20 protein-coding genes and 1 pseudogene are annotated in these 19,431 nt (G+C 65.6%); 6 read left to right on the top strand and 15 right to left on the bottom strand.

Features of this window, described 5'->3' with window-relative positions; translation table 11 throughout:
- Positions 1 to 166: 166 nt before the first annotated feature.
- Positions 167 to 781, bottom strand: coding sequence for a hypothetical protein (locus tag E2F46_RS03445; RefSeq protein WP_133320753.1), 615 nt, complete (start codon positions 779 to 781; stop codon positions 167 to 169).
- Positions 782 to 785: 4 nt separating this feature from the next.
- Entirely contained in the window at positions 786 to 1,223 is a 438-nt protein-coding gene (locus E2F46_RS03450; RefSeq protein ID WP_207949511.1) for a helix-turn-helix domain-containing protein, read from the bottom strand.
- Between the two features lie 45 nt (positions 1,224 to 1,268).
- Here E2F46_RS03450 and E2F46_RS03455 point away from each other — a divergent pair, with 45 nt between their 5' ends.
- The 4 genes from E2F46_RS03455 (at position 1,269) to E2F46_RS03470 (ending at position 4,287) form a co-directional block, all read left to right on the top strand.
- Positions 1,269 to 1,565 (top strand): helix-turn-helix domain-containing protein, encoded by a 297-nt coding sequence (locus E2F46_RS03455; RefSeq protein ID WP_202820242.1) that lies wholly within the window; start codon positions 1,269 to 1,271, stop codon positions 1,563 to 1,565.
- 227 nt (positions 1,566 to 1,792) lie between these two features.
- Positions 1,793 to 3,328, top strand: a complete 1,536-nt coding sequence (gene istA, locus E2F46_RS03460) for an IS21 family transposase (RefSeq protein ID WP_088384475.1) — start codon at positions 1,793 to 1,795, stop codon at positions 3,326 to 3,328.
- A gap of 10 nt (positions 3,329 to 3,338) precedes the next feature.
- Positions 3,339 to 4,079 (top strand): IS21-like element helper ATPase IstB, encoded by a 741-nt coding sequence (gene istB / locus E2F46_RS03465; RefSeq protein ID WP_088384476.1) that lies wholly within the window; start codon positions 3,339 to 3,341, stop codon positions 4,077 to 4,079.
- A 10-nt stretch (positions 4,080 to 4,089) separates the two neighbouring features.
- Entirely contained in the window at positions 4,090 to 4,287 is a 198-nt protein-coding gene (locus E2F46_RS03470; RefSeq protein ID WP_088384477.1) for a hypothetical protein, read from the top strand.
- Between the two features lie 181 nt (positions 4,288 to 4,468).
- Here E2F46_RS03470 and E2F46_RS03475 read toward each other — a convergent pair whose 3' ends face one another.
- A complete protein-coding gene (locus E2F46_RS03475) occupies positions 4,469 to 5,206 on the bottom strand; it encodes a substrate-binding domain-containing protein (protein WP_033470635.1) in 738 nt (245 codons plus the stop codon).
- A 107-nt stretch (positions 5,207 to 5,313) separates the two neighbouring features.
- Between E2F46_RS03475 and E2F46_RS03480 the strand changes: the two genes are divergently transcribed.
- Positions 5,314 to 5,613: a helix-turn-helix domain-containing protein gene (locus E2F46_RS03480; RefSeq protein ID WP_033470452.1), complete on the top strand. Its 300-nt coding sequence runs from the start codon at positions 5,314 to 5,316 to the stop codon at positions 5,611 to 5,613.
- An 8-nt stretch (positions 5,614 to 5,621) separates the two neighbouring features.
- Here the strand turns inward: E2F46_RS03480 and mobH are convergent, their stop codons facing one another.
- The 3 genes from mobH to E2F46_RS03495 all read right to left on the bottom strand — a co-directional run bounded on the left by mobH (position 5,622) and on the right by E2F46_RS03495 (position 9,342).
- Entirely contained in the window at positions 5,622 to 7,466 is a 1,845-nt protein-coding gene (gene mobH / locus E2F46_RS03485; protein ID WP_033470454.1) for a MobH family relaxase, read from the bottom strand.
- A gap of 204 nt (positions 7,467 to 7,670) precedes the next feature.
- Complete coding sequence (locus E2F46_RS03490) at positions 7,671 to 8,591, bottom strand: nucleotidyl transferase AbiEii/AbiGii toxin family protein (RefSeq protein ID WP_033470456.1); 921 nt, start codon at positions 8,589 to 8,591, stop codon at positions 7,671 to 7,673.
- The gene (locus E2F46_RS03495; RefSeq protein WP_033470458.1) at positions 8,584 to 9,342 is read right to left on the bottom strand and encodes a type IV toxin-antitoxin system AbiEi family antitoxin domain-containing protein; all 759 of its coding nucleotides are present in this window, start codon (positions 9,340 to 9,342) and stop codon (positions 8,584 to 8,586) included. The genes E2F46_RS03490 and E2F46_RS03495 overlap by 8 nt, the downstream gene beginning before the upstream one ends.
- Positions 9,343 to 9,567: 225 nt before the next feature.
- Here E2F46_RS03495 and E2F46_RS03500 point away from each other — a divergent pair, with 225 nt between their 5' ends.
- Complete coding sequence (locus E2F46_RS03500) at positions 9,568 to 9,936, top strand: DUF3742 family protein (protein WP_033470460.1); 369 nt, start codon at positions 9,568 to 9,570, stop codon at positions 9,934 to 9,936.
- Between the two features lie 28 nt (positions 9,937 to 9,964).
- Here the strand turns inward: E2F46_RS03500 and E2F46_RS03505 are convergent, their stop codons facing one another.
- The 9 genes and pseudogenes from E2F46_RS03505 to pyrC form a co-directional block, all read right to left on the bottom strand.
- Complete coding sequence (locus E2F46_RS03505; RefSeq protein WP_033470462.1) at positions 9,965 to 11,497, bottom strand: conjugal transfer protein TraG N-terminal domain-containing protein; 1,533 nt, start codon at positions 11,495 to 11,497, stop codon at positions 9,965 to 9,967.
- Between the two features lie 15 nt (positions 11,498 to 11,512).
- On the bottom strand, positions 11,513 to 11,866 hold the full coding sequence (locus tag E2F46_RS03510; protein WP_033470464.1) for a hypothetical protein: 354 nt from the start codon (positions 11,864 to 11,866) through the stop codon (positions 11,513 to 11,515).
- The gene (locus tag E2F46_RS03515) at positions 11,863 to 13,269 is read right to left on the bottom strand and encodes an integrating conjugative element protein (RefSeq protein ID WP_033470466.1); all 1,407 of its coding nucleotides are present in this window, start codon (positions 13,267 to 13,269) and stop codon (positions 11,863 to 11,865) included. Before E2F46_RS03515 ends, E2F46_RS03510 begins: the two co-directional genes overlap by 4 nt.
- A gap of 10 nt (positions 13,270 to 13,279) precedes the next feature.
- Positions 13,280 to 14,224: a TIGR03756 family integrating conjugative element protein gene (locus tag E2F46_RS03520; RefSeq protein WP_033470467.1), complete on the bottom strand. Its 945-nt coding sequence runs from the start codon at positions 14,222 to 14,224 to the stop codon at positions 13,280 to 13,282.
- Positions 14,221 to 14,667: a TIGR03757 family integrating conjugative element protein gene (locus E2F46_RS03525; protein WP_033470469.1), complete on the bottom strand. Its 447-nt coding sequence runs from the start codon at positions 14,665 to 14,667 to the stop codon at positions 14,221 to 14,223. The genes E2F46_RS03520 and E2F46_RS03525 overlap by 4 nt, the downstream gene beginning before the upstream one ends.
- Positions 14,668 to 15,048: 381 nt before the next feature.
- Positions 15,049 to 15,215, bottom strand: a pseudogene (locus E2F46_RS17640) (thymidylate synthase); the annotation flags it as partial.
- 17 nt (positions 15,216 to 15,232) lie between these two features.
- A complete protein-coding gene (gene bioA / locus E2F46_RS03540; protein ID WP_050485076.1) occupies positions 15,233 to 16,564 on the bottom strand; it encodes an adenosylmethionine--8-amino-7-oxononanoate transaminase in 1,332 nt (443 codons plus the stop codon).
- Positions 16,565 to 16,617: 53 nt separating this feature from the next.
- Entirely contained in the window at positions 16,618 to 18,291 is a 1,674-nt protein-coding gene (ilvD, locus tag E2F46_RS03545; RefSeq protein WP_133320754.1) for a dihydroxy-acid dehydratase, read from the bottom strand.
- Between the two features lie 86 nt (positions 18,292 to 18,377).
- The gene (gene pyrC / locus E2F46_RS03550; protein WP_033470473.1) at positions 18,378 to 19,421 is read right to left on the bottom strand and encodes a dihydroorotase; all 1,044 of its coding nucleotides are present in this window, start codon (positions 19,419 to 19,421) and stop codon (positions 18,378 to 18,380) included.
- Between the last annotated feature and the right edge of the window lie 10 nt (positions 19,422 to 19,431).

Genomic DNA, 19,431 nt, shown 5'->3' on the forward strand with positions numbered 1-19,431 from the left:
GAGGCGACAGAAGTCGCATCAGGTTCGTCGCCTTGTTGGGTTGGGGGCGCCCTAGGCACGACGAACCGGACTTGGGGAATCAGTACCGGCAGTCGGAACTCCGCTCAATCGAACCTGATCGGCGTGCCGCTTTCAAACACAGCGACAGAATGTCGATGTGCTGACGTCATCGATCATCGTCACTGCGCTCCCGTTCCTTGCGAAGCCTGAGAAACCAAGGCTTCACGTACATCCAGTACAGCCCGCAGCAGAACGTGAATAGGCCAAGCAGCGCCAGCACCGGCTTGATCGCCTTGGCCGGTGCCCTGACGAGAATTGGCCAAGCGGCGAGCAGTAGGGCCAGGAACAGGAACCCGAACACCGCGATCTGCGCGCCGCCCCACAGGGCGATCCAAGGGCTCGCCGTAAGGCGCACTCCGAATACCGACCGATGCAGATTGCCGGTGTGCTGGAACAACTGGATTTCCGGGTCGGTCAGGTCGTATCGATTCTTCAGCGCGATCAGGCCGATCCGATCCCGGCGATTCCAGCGGAATCCCGGACCGAAGCGTTTGCGGAACTTGCCCTCGTCGGCGATCACTTCGTCGTCAGAATAGAGGCTGTCCAGCGGTTGGGATTCCGCGAGGATGCGGCGCATCTCTTCCAGCCGCGGGTCGAGTCGCTCCGGTGGCGGCGACTGCTGGTCAGGGCGCAGCGAGACAACCTTGCTGCGAGTTCCGGCGTTGCCTTCGGGCGGATCTTCCTGCAGAGCGTTGCGCCCCGGACCATGACGATCACTCATCGGGTCAGGCCGCGACGGACAGCATTTCACGCAGATGCGTAGCGTCAACCTCGCCTTTGGTGATGCAATGCTCGTAGCTCAGCCGGATCAACCGCGCCTTCTTGTCGGGCTTGAGCGTGCGACGGTGCTTGGTGAGCCATTCCTCGATGAGCCGAATCACGCTCTCCATCAGATCCATGTCGAGCACGCGACGACCCACCAGGACCGGATCTTCACCGGGACCCGTGAGCTGCCACAGCGGATCGATCCGGAACGTCTCGCACAGCGATTTGAACAGCGCCGTGGGCATTTCCCGCTCGCCGCGCTCGTAATTGGCATAGGCGCGCAGGGATAGCCCCAGCTTGTCCGCAAAATCAGCTTGCGTGAGTCCGCTGGCGACCCGGATGGCCATCAACCGGCGACCCATGACGAGGTTGTCGTCTTCGTTTGACAACTTACTCATAACTGCCTACTGTGAGTCTCAGGACTTCCCCTGACGATATCACGCATGCGCCCAGCCCTGGAACAACACGAGCGGATCAAGATGCGGCTCCGCGTCGCCGGCAGCTCGCTGGCCGAGGTCGCTCGCGAGCTGGGGGTCGCCGGCACGTCGGTCACGAGCGTGAGTCAGGGTTACCGGCGATCCCGGCGGATCGAATCGGCCATTGCCGACAAGCTCGGCGTCGTGCCCAGCAGCCTGTGGCCTGATCGATATCCAGATGGCGCAGGTGGTGATGACCGATCCCCCGTGTCACGGAATCTGGACTGCATGGGAGGTGGCTCGCTCAGCCCGGTCTTCTGCTGATGGCGGTAGCGGTACGTTTCGGGCAGCACAACGAGAAAACCCACGCCTTGCCGGGCGTGGGTCTCGAGCAGCTTCAACTGAACCTTGAGCCTGCATTCTCGTTTCTGCTTCCGGCGGTGTCAAGGACAGCGGCCCGTTCCGGGCCGTGCGATGGGCCTTTCCCCGCCGCCGGAGTGAGGTCCTCCCTCACGCCTCTTTCTGGAGGTGTCAATCGATGAGAACGCGGGATGAATCTGAAGGATGTGTGTCGCTATCTGCTCACCACCGACTTCTCCAACCGGGAAGTCGGTCGAGCAGCGGGAGTCTCGCCCAACACGGCGGGCCGCTACCGGATGCGCCTGGCTGAGGAGGGTCTGGACTGGAATGGGGTCGCGGTTCTGACGGACCGGGCCTTGGAGGAGCGGCTGAACAACGGCCGTCAGCTCGCGCGCAAGGCCTTTGCCGAGCCCGACTTCGCCCATGTCCATGCCGAACTGCGTCGGCCGGGCGTGACCTTGCTGCTGATGCACGAGGAATATGCGGACGCGGCCGGCAGTGACGCGATGTCGGAAACCGAATTCCGGCGGCGCTACGACCGCTACGAGTGCTCCCTGGGCATCGTCATGCGCCAGCCGCATGCGCCGGGCTACCGACTGTTTCTGGACTACTCGGGCAAACGCCCGAGCGTTCTGAATCCGAAGACCGGGGAGAAGCAACCGGTCGAGCTGTTTGTGGCCGTTATGGGTGCGAGCCGCAAGACTTTCGCGTATGCAAGCGCGACGCAGCGGCTGCCGGACTGGTGCGAGGCCAACGTGCGCGCCCTGGAGTTTTACCGTGGCGTGCCCAGGCTGCTGGTCCCCGACAACTTGAAGTCGGCGGTGGAACGGGTGACGGTGGCCGAGGGCCACATCATCAACTACACCTACAGCAAACTCGCGCAGCACTACGACTGCATCGTGATGCCGACGCGAGCGCGCAAGCCCAAGGACAAGGCCGCCGTCGAGGTCGGCGTGCGTTTCGCCCAGCGATGGATACTGGCGCGGCTGCGTAACCGGGTCTTCACGTCGATTGAAGAACTGAACGCCGCCATCGCGGAGCTGCTGGTGCGCATGAACGACAAGCCCATGCGCGGGCACGGCGGCAAAAGCCGCAACCAGCTCTTCGAGGAGCTGGATCGTCCGGCACTGAAGGCATTGCCGGAACTGCCCTTCGAGTACGCAGACTGGAAGCTCAACGTCACGGTGGCACAGGACTACCACGTCCTGTGGGACGAGCATTACTACTCGGTGCCGTACACCTACATCGGGGCCAAGGTACGCATCCGCGCGACCGCCCGACAGGTCGAGGTGTACGCAAAGGACGATCACTTCCCGATTGCGACCCACCTGCGGAATGCGCACAAGGGTGGTTGCACCACCTTGCCGGAGCACCAGCCTGCGTCCCATCGGGCGTACGCGCAGGATCAAGGTGCCGAGCTGATCGCATGGGCGGACCGCTCAGGCCCCTGGATCAGTGCCTTCGTGAAGAAGCACATCGACACGCATCGGCGGCCGGCGTTGTCGATGCAGGCGATGCGCGGCCTGCGCGGCATGGCCAAGGAATACGGCCCAGAGCGCCTGAATGCTGCCTGCCATCGCGCGCTACGCATCTCCACCACGTCGGTGTCGTCCGTGCGCTCGATGCTCCAGCGCCGGATCGAGAGCACGCCATTGCGCGGCGCCAGTGACGATGAGCCATTGCCGGGCCACGACAACGTGCGTGGCGCCAAGACCTACGAATCCTGAGGAACCCCGAATGACCATCATGAACACCGCCCAACAGCTCCGCGAACTGCGTCTCGTCGGCATGGCCGAGGCGCTGGATCAGCAGATGTCTCAGTCCGCCTTTCTCGGCGCGTCCTTCGAGCAACGCCTGCAGATGCTCGTGGATGCCGAGATCAGTTACCGCGACACGCGGCGCTACAAGAGCATCCTGCGCAACGCGCGACTCAAGGTGCAGGCCGTGCCCGAGGACATTGACTACCGAACCGGCCGCGGCATCGACAAGGCGACCTTCGCCGATCTGCTCACATGTGCGTGGATCTACAAGCAGATGAACCTGCTGATGACCGGCCCGACCGGCACGGGCAAGACTTGGCTGGCCTGCGCGCTGGCAGTGCAGGCGGCGCGCAAGGGCATCACCGTGGCTTACCGCAGGCTCGGGCGCTTGCTCGAAGAGATGGCCATCGCGCACGAAGACGGCTCCATCACGAAGCTGCGCAACCAGGTGGCCAAGGTCCAGCTCCTGATCCTGGACGACTTTGGCCTGACCGCACTGACCAATCGCGGTCGCGCCGACCTGCTGGAGCTGCTCGATGATCGGGTCGGCACGCACTCGACGATCGTGCTCGGGCAGATGCCGGTCAAGGAGTGGCACGCCTTCATCAATGATCCCGCGCTGGCCGATGCGCTGCTCGATCGGCTCGTGCATTCGAGCCTGAAGATCGCCCTCAAGGGCGAGTCGATGCGCAAGCTCAAGTCGGAGGGTGGGCAGTAGCTTGGCGGGGATGCGCAACAGCGTGGCACCACTGCGCAGGAAGCTGGTGCCATTGCGCAGCGACTTGGCGCCGGTGCGCAGCCTGGTGGCGTCGCCGCGCAAGGTCTTGATGCCGGTGCTCAGCTGGCATGGCGTCGGTGCGCAGATTAAATGGCGTCAACCGATCAACTCGCACGGCGGAGCCGCGCAGGTGAGCGCCGTTTTGTAGTTTGCGCGCTGCGCACTTACGCCCAGTGCTCTTCGCGCCCGGAACGCATGGTATGCATGCGGCTTGCAACACCGCTTTCGCGGGTAGTTTCGCCCGCTCTATACCCGACAGCGGTTCCAAAGCCCCAAAACTCGGGCCAGAGGGCAGTTTCGAACGTCGGCTTCTGGCCGCGTGCCGCCGGCTACAGGCGATGACTATGATCGTCGGGCCACGTGCTCACGTGGCCGGATGGCCTGTTCAGTAACAGTGGTATCCGCAGAGCACGACGTTGCTCAGTAGGTACTTCGAGGTCCCCGGACACGCTGCGAGCACGTTGGATGAACCTCGCCATGGGTTCGGTCAGGCGCGCCAGGGGATGCAGGAGGTAAGCCATCACGACGGTCGGTGCGCCAGCCAGCGGCCGCGCGGCGATGCCGCGGTTCAGGTAGCCAGCAAGCCTCGCAGACGGCGCGACGACGAGGCCGTACCCGGCTGACACGAGCGTCATCGCGATGTCGAAGGAGCTGACCAGCTGCTCCCGATCCTGCAGCGCATCCCCGAGGACACGCTGCGCCACAGCGCGCCACGGCTCGCCGGCCGTTGACTGCGCACGGATCAACGGCTGCTTGAGCACTTCCTGGCACGGCACTTCACGGTAGGCCAGCAAGTGGGAGCGCTTGGCCACGGCGACCGCCAGCGTGTCATGCCACAGCGGTTCGCATACCCAGCCAGGCCACTGCCGGGCAACCGCAGACAAGGCGAAGTCGAAGCCGTCGCCCGGCAGCTCCGCGCCCCGACCGGGATCTGTCCATCCAGCCAGGACGGCATGGGTCTCCGGCTCTTCGGCGCGCTGCAGGGCTAGCACGTCGGCGAGCTGGGGAGGCACCCATTCGCCGAGGACGGCCATGCGAATTTCGGCGGTGATGTCGCTCGATTCCACGTCCAGCTCCCCCCAGGCGGTGAATGTCGTGGCAACTGATCTCGGAGCCATTGAATGAGTTAAGTTTAACGTGGTTTAAATCGTGACCTTGTTCGACGCTTTTGGCAATGCAAAAGCGTTCGATCCAAAGAGGCCGCCCCGTCGGCACTACTACCTACGAAGCGGAACCAGCCATCGCGTTTGGGGCTGCCGTGCGGGAAGAAAGAACCAACCAGGGTATCGCTCAGGAAACGCTGGCCCACTTGGCTGGCATCGAACGGTCGCACATGGGCAAGATCGAACGCGGAGAGCACGTCCCCACGCTTCCCCTCATCCTCAAGATCGCCCGCGCGCTGAAATGCAGTTCTGCTCACTTGATGACTCTGACCGAAGCCAAGCTGGCGGAGTCGGCCCCATCCGCAGATTGAAGCCGGCCTTACCCCTGATCGTCGTTGTCCTTGCCGCCAAAGGCTGAATCTTCGCGCTTTGCGGCCTCGTTGAGGAGCCGCAGGTATGGGTTGTCTGGCGGCGTCTCCTGGAACAGCGCATCCGGGCTGGCGAGCAGATAGCCGTGCAGCCGGCGCGACTTGCGCGGCCCCGTGACTTCGCAGGTCCAGATGTTCAGCCCGCTGGGCTGCTTGCGGTGCTGCCCCAGCTTCTCGAACCGCTTCTGCACCCACTGCCACCCCTCCAGCTTCTCCTGCTTGGCCAGCGCGGCGACTTGAAGGTACTCCTGTGCATAGCGCTGAAACACGCCGGGGCTGACGAGGTAGGCCGTGCCGGCGACGGTATGCACCAGAGCCTTGGCGTCGTTGATGATCAGCTTGCGCGTCTGGATGCTCTGACGCAGCCAGGCCATGAAGTGCGCCCCGGAGGGCTCCGCGCGATCCTGGGAAGGCACGAGGTTCATCTGCGGCGGTGGCACGGTCAAAGGGGCCGGCTCGGGCTCGGCAACAGGGCAACTCGGGATCTCCGGTGCTGTAGGTGCAGTGGTGTCGCCCAGCAGGTCGAGCAGCGCGGCCACGCCCGGGTCTGTGGCTGCGGATGCGATCGGCGCCGTGCTCGCGGGTGCAGCATCGATGCCTTCCGCGCGCGGCACATCGGCCACCGCCGGCGCCTGCGGCTCCGCTTGTTCCTCTTCGACCTGCACACGGCCTGCGAACGGCGCCGGCCGATCGGCGGCATCCCAGATCATCGCCGGCGAGAGTTTCAGGAAGGTGAAGGCGTGCGACCAGCCGGCGTCGCTGGTGACGGTAGCCTTCCAGATCGCCTTGCCATCCGGCGTCGGTTGCACGATGCCGTGATCCTGCAGCACGTTGAACACGGCCGTATTGCTCGCCGGGATGCCGTCGATGCCCTGCGACAGCAGATGTGCGCGCAGCTTGTCGGAGACGGTCTTGCTCACCAGCCACAAAGCCTCTTGGGTCAGCCAACCGTCCGCCGGGCCGCCCTGGTTCAACTTGAACTCTTCCTTGAGCAGGTAGCGCAAGCCGTCGAGCAATTTGCGTTGCAGCGCATGCTTGGGTGCCGCCAGCGCCTTGCTGGGATCGCCGCCGAGTTCCTGGGCGACCGATGCCTGGTCGGCCTGCACGACCAGCTCGCCGAGCGTGCCGGCGTGCTCGTACTGGCCGGCCAGCACGTACAGCAGCGCGGCCCAGAGGTCGGGATAGCCGCTGAGCCAGTCGAAGATGTCCCGATCGAGAAGGCGCGCGTAGAGCAGCCCGGTGGCGGCGCTGTGCAGGCGGTACTCACGCTCCTTTCGGTAACGAAAGCGGTAGGGCTTTCGCACCGGGCCGTGCCAGGGATGCCAGGCGCTGCCGTCGGCATGCTCGACGTGCAGATCGACCGCTATCTTGCCGATGTCGTGCAGCAGGGCCGCGTAGGCCGTGCCTGCGGTCCAGGCTTCGGCCTGCGCCGCCTGTGCCTCTGGCGTGACGCCCGCAGGCAGCAGGTAAGACTGCCGCAATTTCAGCGCGTAGGCGACGATCTCCAGGCCGTGGTCCAGCATGCCGCCCGGATAGGCGTGGTGGTGGCTTTCGGACGCAGGGAACTGCTGGACCAGTTCGGCGTAGCGTTCCAGCGGCGCCAGGTACAGCGTGGCGAATTGCCCGCGCGACAGCGAGGTGCGCTGCCAGATGTGTTCCAGCAGCTTCTGCCGGCGCGGTGTTGCCAGCAGCGATGCGGCCGACTCGGGCCGCGTCAGCCCTTTGGGTGTCTCGGTGGAGGGAGTGGATGGTGCGCCGGAGGCCGGCAGCATCCGTTTGCGAAACAGCGAGAGCATGGCGAACCTCGGATGAGAGGCTGCTCAGGGGTGCCTTTTGGCCTTTTCGGGTAGGGCCTTTCCCCTTGGCCCCATTCCCTTGCCCCTTCCCAGCCCTTGCGGCCTTTTTGGAAGCCTTTGGGTATAGGGGCAGCGCGTGTCGCGTGCCGCAATCAATGCGGCATGGGGCAACCCCGGCAAGCCGGGAATACTTCTGCCGCCGCGTCAGATCTGGCCCAGGCCGGCATCGAGCGCAGCGGCTTGCGCGGCGAAGTCCTTGGGGCGCTTTTTGCGAAAGGTCTCCAGGTTGTTGAGCTTCCAGCGCAGTGCCGGCAGTTGCGCGGCGTGCTGGCATTGCACCAGCGACCAGTCCGGTTCTGCGCGTACCAGGCCGCTCAGGAACCGCCTGTGCGCCTTCGTCAGCCGTTGCTGCAACTCGCTTCGCAACTGCGCGCGAGCGTCCAGCAGCGTGTCCAAGGGGCAGTCCACTTCGGCCATACCGACAAAGGCCCGTTCGTACTCGCCGGCGATGTCCTTGTCGTTGCCGAACAGCACTTCGTGGGGCGGCCGGTTGTGCCCGGCCAGGTAGACCACGAAGCACTCGACCATGCCATCGCTGATGCCGCCCGATTCGTAGAGCTGCCACACGTCGAACAGATCGCGCGGATGCTGTCGATCCAGCGCAGCCACCAGCTTGCTGGCGTACAGCTCGTCCGGCGCCAGGATCGGCAGCTCGAACTCGACGCCGAACAGATCGCGGGTCTTGGCGCTCAGTGGTCGCCGCTCGACGGGCAGCACACTGCCACGGAACACGACATTGACCTCGATCTTCACCTGGCCGACGTCGTTCTCGACGATCAGCTTGGTGTCCCCCAGGTCCTTGGCGCGAACCAGGCGTGTCTGCACACCCAGTGGTGCAACGCGCGCGGCGATGGCGGCCAGTTCCTGGTTGATGGCTTGCAGCGCTTCGTCGCGCGGCGTCTGCCACGGGAGGTACACCACGTCGATGTCCACCGACAGGCGTGGCATGTCCTGCACGAAGAGATTGATGGCCGTGCCGCCCTTCATAGCGAAGATGCCATTCGCGAAAACATCGGGCGCGACAGCCAGCAGCAGGCGAACGGTGTCCGCGTAGGTCTTATCCATGGGACTTCAGACTCAACAGGCTGCCGTCGTCGAGTCGGCTCATCCAGCGCGTGGCGCTGCCGGTGCGAACCGGGTACTGTTCCAGCAAGGCATCGACGTCCACGAGGCTTGTTTCCCGCGCCCAGGTGAGGAACAGGCGCACGGCCTTGACGCTGGTACAGCAGGACAGCAGTTGTCCGAGCATGTCCTTGCGGGGCGAGCGCAGTCCGTCGAAGACGTTGCGCGCTTCTTCGAGGCTCTGCTTGACACCGGCTTCGTACAGCAGCTCCAGAACGGCACGCTCGGGGGCTGCCACCCGCAGATCCTCGGGCAGGCCAGGCGGCGTGGACAGGGTCTTGCTGGCCAGCGCCGTGTCCGGCCAGTCGAACAGGCGGGCATGGACGTAGCGGGCCGGGAAGCGCGAGGTGAACCAGACCGGCAGCGCGTAGCGGTTGTCGCCCCACAGCACCAGCGTGTCGCGGCTGCTCAGGTTGTGCCGCACGCCCTGCAGGGCCAGGGCGCTCTTGCCGCCGACATGCAGGCCGGGCACGCGCTGCCGCAGGAACTTCAGCGCACCGTAGACCCCAAAGTCATCGTTCGGGAATGCATAGACACCCTGGGCCAGGCGCACGAGCCAGCCCCCGTCGGCGTAGTGGGCAGCGAGCTGGGGCGACACCCCGAACTGGCTCAGGGTGGCCAGATCGAACGGTGCTCCGCGGGGAAGCTCCGCCTGCAGACGCTTGATTACTTGGTGCTTGGAATTTCCATCCATGTTATAAAAATAACACGAAATCCAATCACGCCCTAGCGCTGCCACAGACATTTGCACAGAAAGTAGCATCATGTTTTACTTTTGGAGCATAATCTAATCATGATCGGCAGCCCAGGCCAATCCGACTCGCCGATCGCAACCTCGCCTTCTGGATCGCGGTCTATGCTGGAGGGCGAACGACAACGCCTCCCCCCATGAGGTGAGGCACCACTGAAACCGAGGCACATGAGCATGACCACCAACACGCACAACGGGCGCTGGAGCCACCGGCTGGGCCGGGGGGCTGGCCGCGCCTGGCGTGGCTACCTGCGTCGTGAGCAACGTGCCGCCGGCTGGCTGGTGGCGCGTGGAGTGCCTGCAGATGCGGCCAAGGCGGTGCTCTGGATCGTCAAGCTCGCCGTGTTCGGTGTCCTGCTCTACGCTGCATCCTGGCTGGCCTTGCTGCTGGTCTTTGCGGTGGCCGCCGCATGGCTTGCGCGGAACGCCGATGCGGATGATGAGAACCAGCCAGAGTGGCGTGAAGGACACTCCGGCCATGGTCTGTACGACAAGAACGAGTGGCGCCACGACATGGGCGACTCTGACGAGTCGTAGCTGCCCCATCGGTACGAAAGGATGCGTTTTACTTCGCGCCGCCTTTCGATGCAGCTGTCATCGCAAGGCGAGAACCACTACCTCCAGCCGCCTTTGCGTCGCCGGTAGCGACGGTAAGCGCACCAAGGATATTGCCTGCCCGTACACCAGCCCAGGCCAGTGCCATCACCCAGAACGTCGGCAGCACGATGAACATCATCGCCATGACGAAGTTCAGCAGCATGTCCCCGAACGCATTGTTCAGACCGATCAAAGGATCGAAGTTGCTGTGCGGCCGGTTCGCGCCGAAGCCCCAGCCGTAGAGCGCGTCGAGGATCGTGCTGTCGATCCAGCGCGCGAGCTGGAACCAGAAGTCCACGAAGAACAGCGCGAACTTCACGCAGCTCACCGTCACCGTCGTCTTGAGGTCGTAGGTGCCCACCAAGAGCACCAACGGGATGCAGATGACGAGCGCCATCTTGAGCATCGTCAGCACCATCGGCAGCGCCTGACGCACCACGTCCATCGCCGGGAAGAAGCCCAGCGAGCCCACGGTCAGCCCCAGGTCGCTCGCGCCGCGCGTGACGATGTTCGGCAAGGTCTTGTCGATCTGCCCGCCGTAGTCGGTGTAGACGGCGCCCTGGTTCATCTTCTGCTGTCGCGGTGAGACCACGGCGCGGATCACCGAATCATTGACCTCGCTCTGCGACAGGAAGCCCGCCCAGCGGCCGATGCGGGTCAGCAGGTCCGGGTCGACCTGTGCCAGCAGCCGGCTGCGCAGTCCCTGGCTGCCATCGGCCCACCACTGCCGGCAGGACGGATAGCCGCCGCCACTGTCCACCTGAGCCAGCCCCGCATCGCGCGTGGCGTCATAGGGCCAGACGATGCGCGGCGTCTTGGAGCGGTAGGTGTCGTAGAAGCCCGGCGTGCTGAGGAAGTAGCTCGACCCGATCCATGTCACGTCGTTCATCTGCTCCTCGGTGAGCGTCGGCCGATTCATGAACAGCTTGGCGCGCGAAGGCCCGTAGCAGTCGTGTGTGAAGTCTGCGACCTCCTGGGCCAGCACCGGGTCGTCGGTGCGCGTGGCATCCACATCCATCCGTATTTGCCGCAGGTCCGTGCCGCAGGGAATCGCTGCAACCGCCGCGCCCGTCACGGCTTTCGACAGCGCGTGCATGGCGAACCACCACACCGGCACGAGCGCGCTCTGGTTGTTGAGCGTGGTGTAGGCGTTGGACCAGCCCGTGTCCTGGGGCTGCGGGACATTGACCTGGCATTGTGCGGAGCGGGTCGTGTCGAAGCGGATGATACTGAGGTCGACCGGAACGAACGGGATGCCGGCGAACAGGATCACCACGATGGCCACCCACACACGGTTCTCGATGCGCAGCGAGGACAGCACGCCCTTGTTGCCTTCGTCCGCGCCCTCGCTGCGCGCCCGGAGCCATTCGTGGATGACGATGACAACGAACGGCAGCGCGAACACGCCGCTGGCCACCAGCAGGTTCCAGATGCCGTTGTTGACGATCCAGCCCACCAGCGTGAGGTAGTACTCCAGATAGTCCGTCGTGTAGAGCGTCATGCCCGTCTCCCGGTCTCAGCCGTGCCGCAGCAACTGACTGCCTTCCAGCAGCACGAGGGCTGTCACGGCCGCGATCTCCGTGCGCCGCAGGCGCTGATGCGCCTCGGCCGACGGTTCACGTTGCCGCAGGCGCCCGCGCATCCACCACCAGCCGTAGGCTGTTGCTGCGTAGAGCAGAAGCCGCCACAGGAAGAAGTGGCCCGCATGCGCCCTCAACCAGTTCTCCCAGCCATCGACGCCGCCGACCACGTGGATGCCCGCGATGTTCACCGCCACCGCGGCGGCGACCACCAGCAAGGTCCACAGCAGCGCCACGCCAACGCGGCGGTTGAACAGCCACGGCAGCCGCAGCCAGGCCAGCCGGCTCATGGCGTACCGCTCCGCGGCTTCTCGATCTCCCGCAGCCGGTCGCGTGTGGTGTCGCCCTCGAAGACACCGCGCGAGCCGGCGGCGCGGGTGCTGTGGCGCTGGATGATCGCCATCGCCGAGTTGCCGGCCAACGTGCGCCGCAGCTCCAGCTCGGTCTTGAGGTTGTTGATCTCTTGCTCCAGCGCGGCGTTCTCCTGATCGACCGCCTGCACGGCCAGCTCGTTGGCTGCGACGTTGGGCTCCTTCTTGCCCGTCAGCAGCGTGCGCTGCAGCAGCAAGGCTTTTTCCAGCACGCTCGACAGTGCGGCCTCGGATGCGAGACGCCGGCCCAGCACGTCCTGATCGGGCTCGTCGCGTAGCGCTTCGATCACGCCACGGGTGATCGGCAGCGAGCTGCTGCCGGCGGCTTCGAGATGGGCCGGCGTCGTCGGCCGCGCCCCTGTCACCAGCTCTTGCAGCGACTGCAGCTTGGTTTCGTACTCTTCCTGGATCATCGGCGTGAGCCCGACGCCTGGGGTGGTCTGCGTCTTGGTGCAGCTCTCGCAGGTGCGCTGCTCACGCTCGCCCAGCACGCGGATCGCCCAGGCCGAGGCCGCCTGCGGCGATGGCCAAGTCTGGCAGGTCAGGCGGTTGCCGCAGGCGCTGGACGCAATCGGCGACGCATCGCCGACGCTGCGGCCGTTGAGCAGGTTGTAGCCCGCACGCGTCACGTCGCCCACCACCTTGATCGAGCTTTGGCCGTTGCCGCCGGCATTGCTGCCGCCAACCCAGGGCACGCCGTTGTTGCCCCGGTTGGTCTCGGCCTGCTCGATGGCGGACACGGCATCGGTGCTGGCGACCGCATCGCGCAGCGCCAGGCCCTCGGCGAGCTGGTTCCAGCCGGCTTGACCGCCAGCCATGTCGGCCATCCGCTCGGCGATCGCACGGCAGGTCATCTTGGAGCGGTCGAAGTCCAGCCGCGCCTGCAAGATGCCGTTGGTGAGCAGGTTGTAGAGCCCGGGATCTGCGCGCTGGATGATCAGCGCCGGCAGCGACGCCACCGCGGCAGTAGCGTTCTGGATCACGTTCGACATGATCGTCTGGAAGCCATTGGTGAGGCCGTTCAACTGGTTCTGCAGCGTCGTGGTGATGCTCATGTCGCCGCAGATGAGGTTGCTGTTCCAGCCGATGCCGACACCGATGCTCTGCATGTTCCCCGCACCGCCCATGGACACGGCGCGGCCACCGCCGATGCTGTAGAGCACGTCGTCGCCGATCACGCTGCCGCTGACATTCACGCCATTGGGGTCGATGCGGGTCTGCGCCCAGGCGGCGCCGACGGCCAGCGTGATGGCCGCCACGAGCAGCGTGGCCCGCAGGTGCGACTTCGCGCGGCGCAGGAAGTCAGGGAGGGAGGCGTTCATCGTGGGTTCCTCACATGAAATCGACGCTGCCGAGGAAGACCTGGCCACGGCGCCGGCAGCAGGAGTACGGCCGCCACAAGGCCCAGGCGTAGTCGCCTTGCTGGGCCTGCACGCGGGTGCGGCTGTGCGGGAAGACCACGCAACTGTTCGAGAGCGTGGGCGTCAGCTCCTGCCACTTGCCCGTCGAGGCGTCGGTCTCCATCAGCGCGCCGGCCGGCCAGTAGCCGTCGCGGGCGTTGGCCAGCAGCGGCTGGTACACGTGGATCTGGCCGCGGCGCGTCACGATGTCACCCGCACGCTGCGCGACCACGGCACCGCTCTTGTAGTCGTCGGTCTGGTGCAGGAAACCGCCACGCGGATAGACGTTGCCCCACAGGTTCAGGCCGGCGCGCGTGCCGATCTCGCGCCGTCCGGGAATCAGAGCTTCGGGGTAGAACGCTTCGGGGATGTTGTAGCGCCAGGCGATGGTATCGAGCGTGCTCAGCAGGTAGGGCATGAAGGCCGTGCCCGCACCCTCGCAGGAGTAGCCGGAGGTGGCGGCGAACTGGCTGAACACCAGGCCGGCGGGGTGGCCGATCACGTCAGCGTTCTTGAACTTCGCCAGGTTGTTCTCGTTGTCGTGGTTGGTGGTGCCGTCGCCGCCGGCCTTGGCGGTCGGATTCGGCATGCTCATCGCCCGCACTTCCAGCCAGGGGTTCTCACCCGTGTTGCTGTAGCTCGACACGACGGCATCGGGCACGTAGTGGCGTACCTTCACCGAGGTGCGCACCGAGCAGCCGAACGGCGTGCAGTACAGCCAGTAGCAGATGCCGACGACACGGTACTCCAGGCAGTCGGGCGACAACGCCGAAGAGACGATGGTGGCGGTGTTCAGGGCGAACGCCGAGGTGGCCGCGCCCAGCATCAGCGAGGCGACGATGGCGCGCAGGCGCCGGGAAGTCATCAGGCGGCTCATGGGCGTGCGCTCCGGTAGGCGTCGATGCGCGCGACGGCGCGGGCCACGTCGGGCTCGCCGTAGACCACGTAGCGCCGATCGACCACCACAGCAGGGATCTTGACGATGCCCAGTCCCCAGGCATCGGCGACGCCCTGGTAGGCCTGGCCGATTCGGCGCTGCAGGTCGGCGCCGCCATCGAGCAGCCGCTGCCGTACCAGGGCCTCCGCCTGGGCTGGGTCAGCGGGCAGGTGCGCCGTGAGTTCGGCCTCGATGTGCGCCGGCTGGTCCAGCTCGATGACACGCACGCCGGCCAGGGCCTGCACCGGATGACGGCTGTCGGTGACGACGAGCACGTCCGCCGCCACCGCAGCCTGGCTGAACATGAACAGAACTGCCCACAGTCCGGGGGCAATGCTGATGATCAGCAGCTGGGGCGAAGCCCTGAAGAAGGGGGCCGGCATATCGGGTGTCCTTGAAATCGATCAAGGTCGCAGTCGACTTCAAGTGCCGATGTGGCGCGACAAAGAAACCGCAGTCGGGCCCTGCCGGTTTCATGCCTATGCCGTTGTGAGCATTGCGTTTGCCTCCTGTAGGAGGCGGAGGTCAGGCGCGCGACGCTGAGGTGCCCGCGAACCCAAGAAACGCATGATGCAAGCGAATCGGCATCGACGGCTTGGAGCGCGCATGTAGGCTCTGCCAAGTCCCTTCACTGATGTCGCTCGGGGCGAGGCGATCTACCGAGCGCGAAACTCGTCTCAAGTAAGCGTTGACGCCATCCGCGGAGTCCGGAGGCGAGCCGGAGAGAACATAGCCCACCATGAAGCCGATTGCGTGGTTCTCCCCGTACGGAGGTGGATATTCTTGGTGGTCAGCAGCGGGAGCCGTGCCGACAGGTCGAAGCGCATCTGATGGCCGAACAGGCTCAACGTCCCGGTGCCGGTGCGGTCGCTTTTTTTAGCGCCCCATGCGCGAGGACGTGACGCAACAACCGCAGGAATTGCCGCTCCATCGAGTCGCCGCTTCCGCTCATCGCATTGCCCCACGTCCATCGATCTCCGACAGGACGCGCCGAACCGCGCCCGTCAATAGCGAAAGGTCCTGCGGCTCGATCACGTAGGCCGGCATCATGTAGACCAGGCGGCCGAAAGGACGCAGCCAGATCCCGGCCTCCACGAATCGCGGCGTCAGCGCGCGCAGGTCCACCGGCGCATGCATCTCGATGACGCCGATCGCGCCCAGCACCCGCACCTCCCGCACCGTCGCCAGCGCGGCACAGGGGGCCAGTTCCGCGCGCAACTGGCGCTCGATGTCCCGCACCCGCGCCTGCCAGTCCTGATCCAGCAGCAGGTCGACACTCGCCACGGCCACGGCGCAGGCGAGCGGATTGGCCATGAAGGTCGGCCCGTGCATGAAACAGCCGGCGCCGCCGCGGGAGATGGTCTCCGCGACCTCGGCGGTGGTGAGCGTGGCGGCGAGCGTCAGGTAGCCGCCGGTGAGCGCCTTGCCCAGGCACAGGATGTCCGGGGCGATGCCGGCGTGCTCGCAGGCGAACAGCCTCCCGCTGCGCCCGAAGCCGGTGGCGATCTCGTCGGCGATCAGCAGCACGCCGTGCGCGTCGCACAGGGCGCGCACCTGGCGCAGGTACTCGGGGTGGTAGAACCACATGCCGCCCGCGCCCTGCACGACGGGCTCCAGAATCACCGCCGCGAGTTCGTCGCGGTGCGTCTCGATCAGGCGCGCGAACCCGGCGATGTCGGACGGATTCCAGGCGTCGTCGAACCGGCAGCCGGGGCGCGGCGCGAAGAGCTGCTCGGGCAGTGTCCCTCTGAAGAGGTGGTGCATGCCGGTTACCGGGTCGCACACCGACATGGCGGCGAAGGTGTCACCGTGATAGCCACCACGCAGAGCGAGCAACCGGCGCTTGTCCGGGCGGCCCCGGGCCTGCCAGTACTGGATCGCCATCTTGACGGCCACCTCCACCGATACGGACCCGGAATCGCACAGAAAGACCTTCTCCAATGTGGCTGGAGTGATCGCCACCAGCCGCCGCGCCAGTTCGATCGCCGGCGCGTGGGTCAAACCGCCGAACATCACGTGCGCCATGCCCCGTAGTTGATCCTCCACCGCGCGGTTGAGCCGGGGGTGGTTATAGCCGTGGATCGCCGCCCACCACGAGGCCATGCCGTCGACCAGTTCGCGCCCGTCGGCGAGCTTCAAGCGCACCCCCTCGGCACCGATCACCGGCCACGCCGGCAGCGGATCGGTCATCGAGCCATAGGGATGCCAGAGATGGGCGCGGTCGAAGGCCAGCGCGTCCGCCCAGTCCGGCCCAACCTTGACTTCGCCGTCAATTCCCATCGGCAGCCTGTGCCAGGGCGGCTCCCATCGCTCGAGTCAGATCTGTCATGGCTTCAATCGGTCACCGCCCCCTTGCTCGCCGACGATACCTGCTTGGCGTACTTCGCCAATACGCCCCGCGTGTAGCGGGGCGCAGGCGGTTGCCAAGCTTTGCTTCGGCGCGCGATTTCGTCCTCGGGCACGTTGAGTTGCAGCAAGCGTTGTTCCGCGTCCAGGGTAATCGAGTCGCCCTCCTCGACCAGCGTGATCGTGCCGCCCACAAAGGCCTCGGGTGCAACGTGACCGACCACCATGCCGTAGGTGCCGCCGGAGAAACGGCCGTCGGTGATCAAACCCACGCTGTCACCCAGGCCCGCGCCGACCAGGGCGGAGGTGGGCGAGAGCATCTCGCGCATGCCGGGGCCACCCCTCGGGCCTTCGTAACGGATCACCACCACGTCGCCCGCCTTGATTTTCTGCGCCAGGATCGCTTCCATGCACGCCTCTTCCGAGTCGAACACACGTGCGGGGCCTGTGATCCTCGGAACCTTCACCCCGCTGGTCTTGGCCACCGCCCCCTCGATGGCAAGATTGCCTTTGAGGATGGCGAGATGGCCGTGCGGATACATGGGCCGGCCCCAGGGCCGGATGACATCCTGATCATGGCGCGGCTCTTCGGGCACGCTCTCGAGCGCCTCGGCCAGAGTCTGGCCGGTCACGGTCAGCGCGTCTCCGTGCAACAGGCCGTGGGCGAGCAGCATCTTCATCACTTGCGGGATGCCGCCCGCTTGGTGTAGATCGGTGGCGACGTAGCGTCCGGACGGTTTCAGATCGCACAGCACCGGCACGCGCCTGCTGAATGCATCGAAATCATCGAGTGTCAGCTTCACTCCCGCGGCGTGCGCGATGGCGGGCAGGTGCAGCACGGCGTTGGTGGAGCCGCCCAGCGCCATCAACACGGCGATGGCGTTCTCGAACGCCCGGCGGGTGAGGAGGTCGCGCGGCAGGATTTGTTTACGGATCGCCTGCACCAGCACCTCGGCCGATTTCGCCGCGCTGTCGGCCTTTTCCGCGTCCTCCGCGGCCATGGTCGAGGAATACGGCAGGCTCATGCCCATGGCCTCGAAGAGCGAGGCCATGGTGTTGGCGGTATACATGCCGCCGCAGGAGCCCGCGCCCGGGCAGGCGCGGCGCTCGATCTCCAGTAACTCGTTCTGGTCAATTTTATGCGCGGTGTACTCACCGACCGCTTCGAAGGCGCTCACAATGGTGAGATTGCAGCCCTTATAGTGGCCCGGCTTGATGGTGCCGCCATAAACAAAGATCGCCGGGATGTTGAGGCGCGCGATGGCGATCATCGCCCCCGGCATATTCTTGTCGCAGCCGCCGAGGGCGAGCACCCCGTCCATGCTCTGGCCGTTGCACACGGTTTCGATGGAATCCGCGATCACCTCGCGCGACACCAGTGAATATTTCATGCCCTCGGTGCCCATCGAAATGCCATCCGAGATGGTGATGGTGCCGAACATCTGCGGCATGGCACCGGCTTTTTTCAACGCGGCATCGGCGCGCGCGGCGAGCGCGCCGATGCCCATGTTGCACGGCGTGACGGTGCTGTGCGCGTTCGCCACGCCGACGATGGGTTTGTCGAAATCCCCATCGTCGAACCCCGTGGCGCGCAACAGGGCGCGGTTGGGCGAGCGCTGCACGCCTTGGGTGACGGTTTTGCTTCTGCGGTTGTCGGGCATGATTTATCTCCTGATATGAGCCGTGCCCAAAGCGCCGTGACCGGGGACATTGGGTGTGGAATCTTGCAAACGAATGCCTTACGAGTTCACTCTGCCAACCGCCACGCAATCGTTTCCCCGGCGCGCAGCGGCACGCCTGTTTCCTTTCCGAAACGCAGCTCCTCGGGCACGGTCCAGTCCTGGCGCTCCAGTGTGATGCGCCCCGTATTGCGCGGCAGCCCATAGAAATCGGGGCCGTGGAAACTGGCGAACGCCTCCAGCCGGTCGAGCGCGCCGGCCTGCTCGAAGGCCTCTGCATACAGTTCGATGGCGGCGTGCGCGGTGTAGATGCCGGCGCAACCGCAGGCCGACTCCTTGGCGCGGCGCAGGTGCGGGGCGCTGTCGGTGCCGAGGAAGAATTTCGGGTTGCCGCTGGTGGCGGCGGCAATCAGCACCTGGCGGTGCGGCTCGCGCTTCAATACCGGCAGGCAGTAGGCATGCGGGCGGATGCCGCCGGCGAACATCGCGTTGCGATTCAGCAATAAATGGTGCGCAGTGATGGTGGCGGCCACGTTGGGGCCGGCCCGCTCGACGAACGTGACCACCTCGCGCGTGGTGATGTGTTCCAGTACCACCTTGAGGCGCGGAAAACGCTCGATGATGCGCTGCAGATGTCGCTCGATGAACACCGCCTCGCGGTCGAACACGTCGATCTCGGGATCGGTCACCTCGCCATGCAGCAGCAGCGGCAGACCGGTCTCCTCCATGGCCGCGAACACCGCGTCGCAGCGCGCGAAATCGGTGACGCCAAATGAAGAGTTGGTTGTTGCGCCAACGAGAAAGGCTTCACCCACCGCGTGCACGAAACCGCTCGCCCTGGCCCGCAGGATCTCTTCGGGCGTGGTGTGGTCGGTGAGATAGAGCGTCATCAACGGCTCGAAGGCCATGCCCGCCGGCAGCGCTGCCAGGATGCGCGCGCGGTAGGCGCGGGCCTCGTCCACCGTGCGCACGGGTGGATCGAGATTGGGCATGACCATGGCGCGCGCAAACCGCCGCGCGGTGTCGGGCAGGACCGCGGCCAGTGCATCACCGTCGCGCAGGTGCAGGTGCCAGTCGTCGGGACGGGTGAGGGTCAGGCGTGCTGTGGCCATTGATGGGATC

Source organism: Luteimonas aestuarii (assembly GCF_004357985.1).
Lineage (GTDB): Bacteria > Pseudomonadota > Gammaproteobacteria > Xanthomonadales > Xanthomonadaceae > Luteimonas > Luteimonas aestuarii.

What these genes read in the sequence shown, in the direction of transcription:
- E2F46_RS03445 (WP_133320753.1), bottom strand. Translation starts at nt 781, where the DNA reads ATGAGTGATCGTCATGGTCCGGGGCGCAACGCTCTGCAGGAAGATCCG.
- E2F46_RS03450 (WP_207949511.1), bottom strand. Translation starts at nt 1,223, where the DNA reads ATGAGTAAGTTGTCAAACGAAGACGACAACCTCGTCATGGGTCGCCGG.
- E2F46_RS03455 (WP_202820242.1), top strand. Translation starts at nt 1,269, where the DNA reads ATGCGCCCAGCCCTGGAACAACACGAGCGGATCAAGATGCGGCTCCGC.
- istA (WP_088384475.1), top strand. Translation starts at nt 1,793, where the DNA reads ATGAATCTGAAGGATGTGTGTCGCTATCTGCTCACCACCGACTTCTCC.
- istB (WP_088384476.1), top strand. Translation starts at nt 3,339, where the DNA reads ATGACCATCATGAACACCGCCCAACAGCTCCGCGAACTGCGTCTCGTC.
- E2F46_RS03470 (WP_088384477.1), top strand. Translation starts at nt 4,090, where the DNA reads ATGCGCAACAGCGTGGCACCACTGCGCAGGAAGCTGGTGCCATTGCGC.
- E2F46_RS03480 (WP_033470452.1), top strand. Translation starts at nt 5,314, where the DNA reads ATGCAAAAGCGTTCGATCCAAAGAGGCCGCCCCGTCGGCACTACTACC.
- mobH (WP_033470454.1), bottom strand. Translation starts at nt 7,466, where the DNA reads ATGCTCTCGCTGTTTCGCAAACGGATGCTGCCGGCCTCCGGCGCACCA.
- E2F46_RS03490 (WP_033470456.1), bottom strand. Translation starts at nt 8,591, where the DNA reads ATGGATAAGACCTACGCGGACACCGTTCGCCTGCTGCTGGCTGTCGCG.
- E2F46_RS03495 (WP_033470458.1), bottom strand. Translation starts at nt 9,342, where the DNA reads ATGGATGGAAATTCCAAGCACCAAGTAATCAAGCGTCTGCAGGCGGAG.
- E2F46_RS03500 (WP_033470460.1), top strand. Translation starts at nt 9,568, where the DNA reads ATGAGCATGACCACCAACACGCACAACGGGCGCTGGAGCCACCGGCTG.
- E2F46_RS03505 (WP_033470462.1), bottom strand. Translation starts at nt 11,497, where the DNA reads ATGACGCTCTACACGACGGACTATCTGGAGTACTACCTCACGCTGGTG.
- E2F46_RS03510 (WP_033470464.1), bottom strand. Translation starts at nt 11,866, where the DNA reads ATGAGCCGGCTGGCCTGGCTGCGGCTGCCGTGGCTGTTCAACCGCCGC.
- E2F46_RS03515 (WP_033470466.1), bottom strand. Translation starts at nt 13,269, where the DNA reads ATGAACGCCTCCCTCCCTGACTTCCTGCGCCGCGCGAAGTCGCACCTG.
- E2F46_RS03520 (WP_033470467.1), bottom strand. Translation starts at nt 14,224, where the DNA reads ATGAGCCGCCTGATGACTTCCCGGCGCCTGCGCGCCATCGTCGCCTCG.
- E2F46_RS03525 (WP_033470469.1), bottom strand. Translation starts at nt 14,667, where the DNA reads ATGCCGGCCCCCTTCTTCAGGGCTTCGCCCCAGCTGCTGATCATCAGC.
- bioA (WP_050485076.1), bottom strand. Translation starts at nt 16,564, where the DNA reads ATGGGAATTGACGGCGAAGTCAAGGTTGGGCCGGACTGGGCGGACGCG.
- ilvD (WP_133320754.1), bottom strand. Translation starts at nt 18,291, where the DNA reads ATGCCCGACAACCGCAGAAGCAAAACCGTCACCCAAGGCGTGCAGCGC.
- pyrC (WP_033470473.1), bottom strand. Translation starts at nt 19,421, where the DNA reads ATGGCCACAGCACGCCTGACCCTCACCCGTCCCGACGACTGGCACCTG.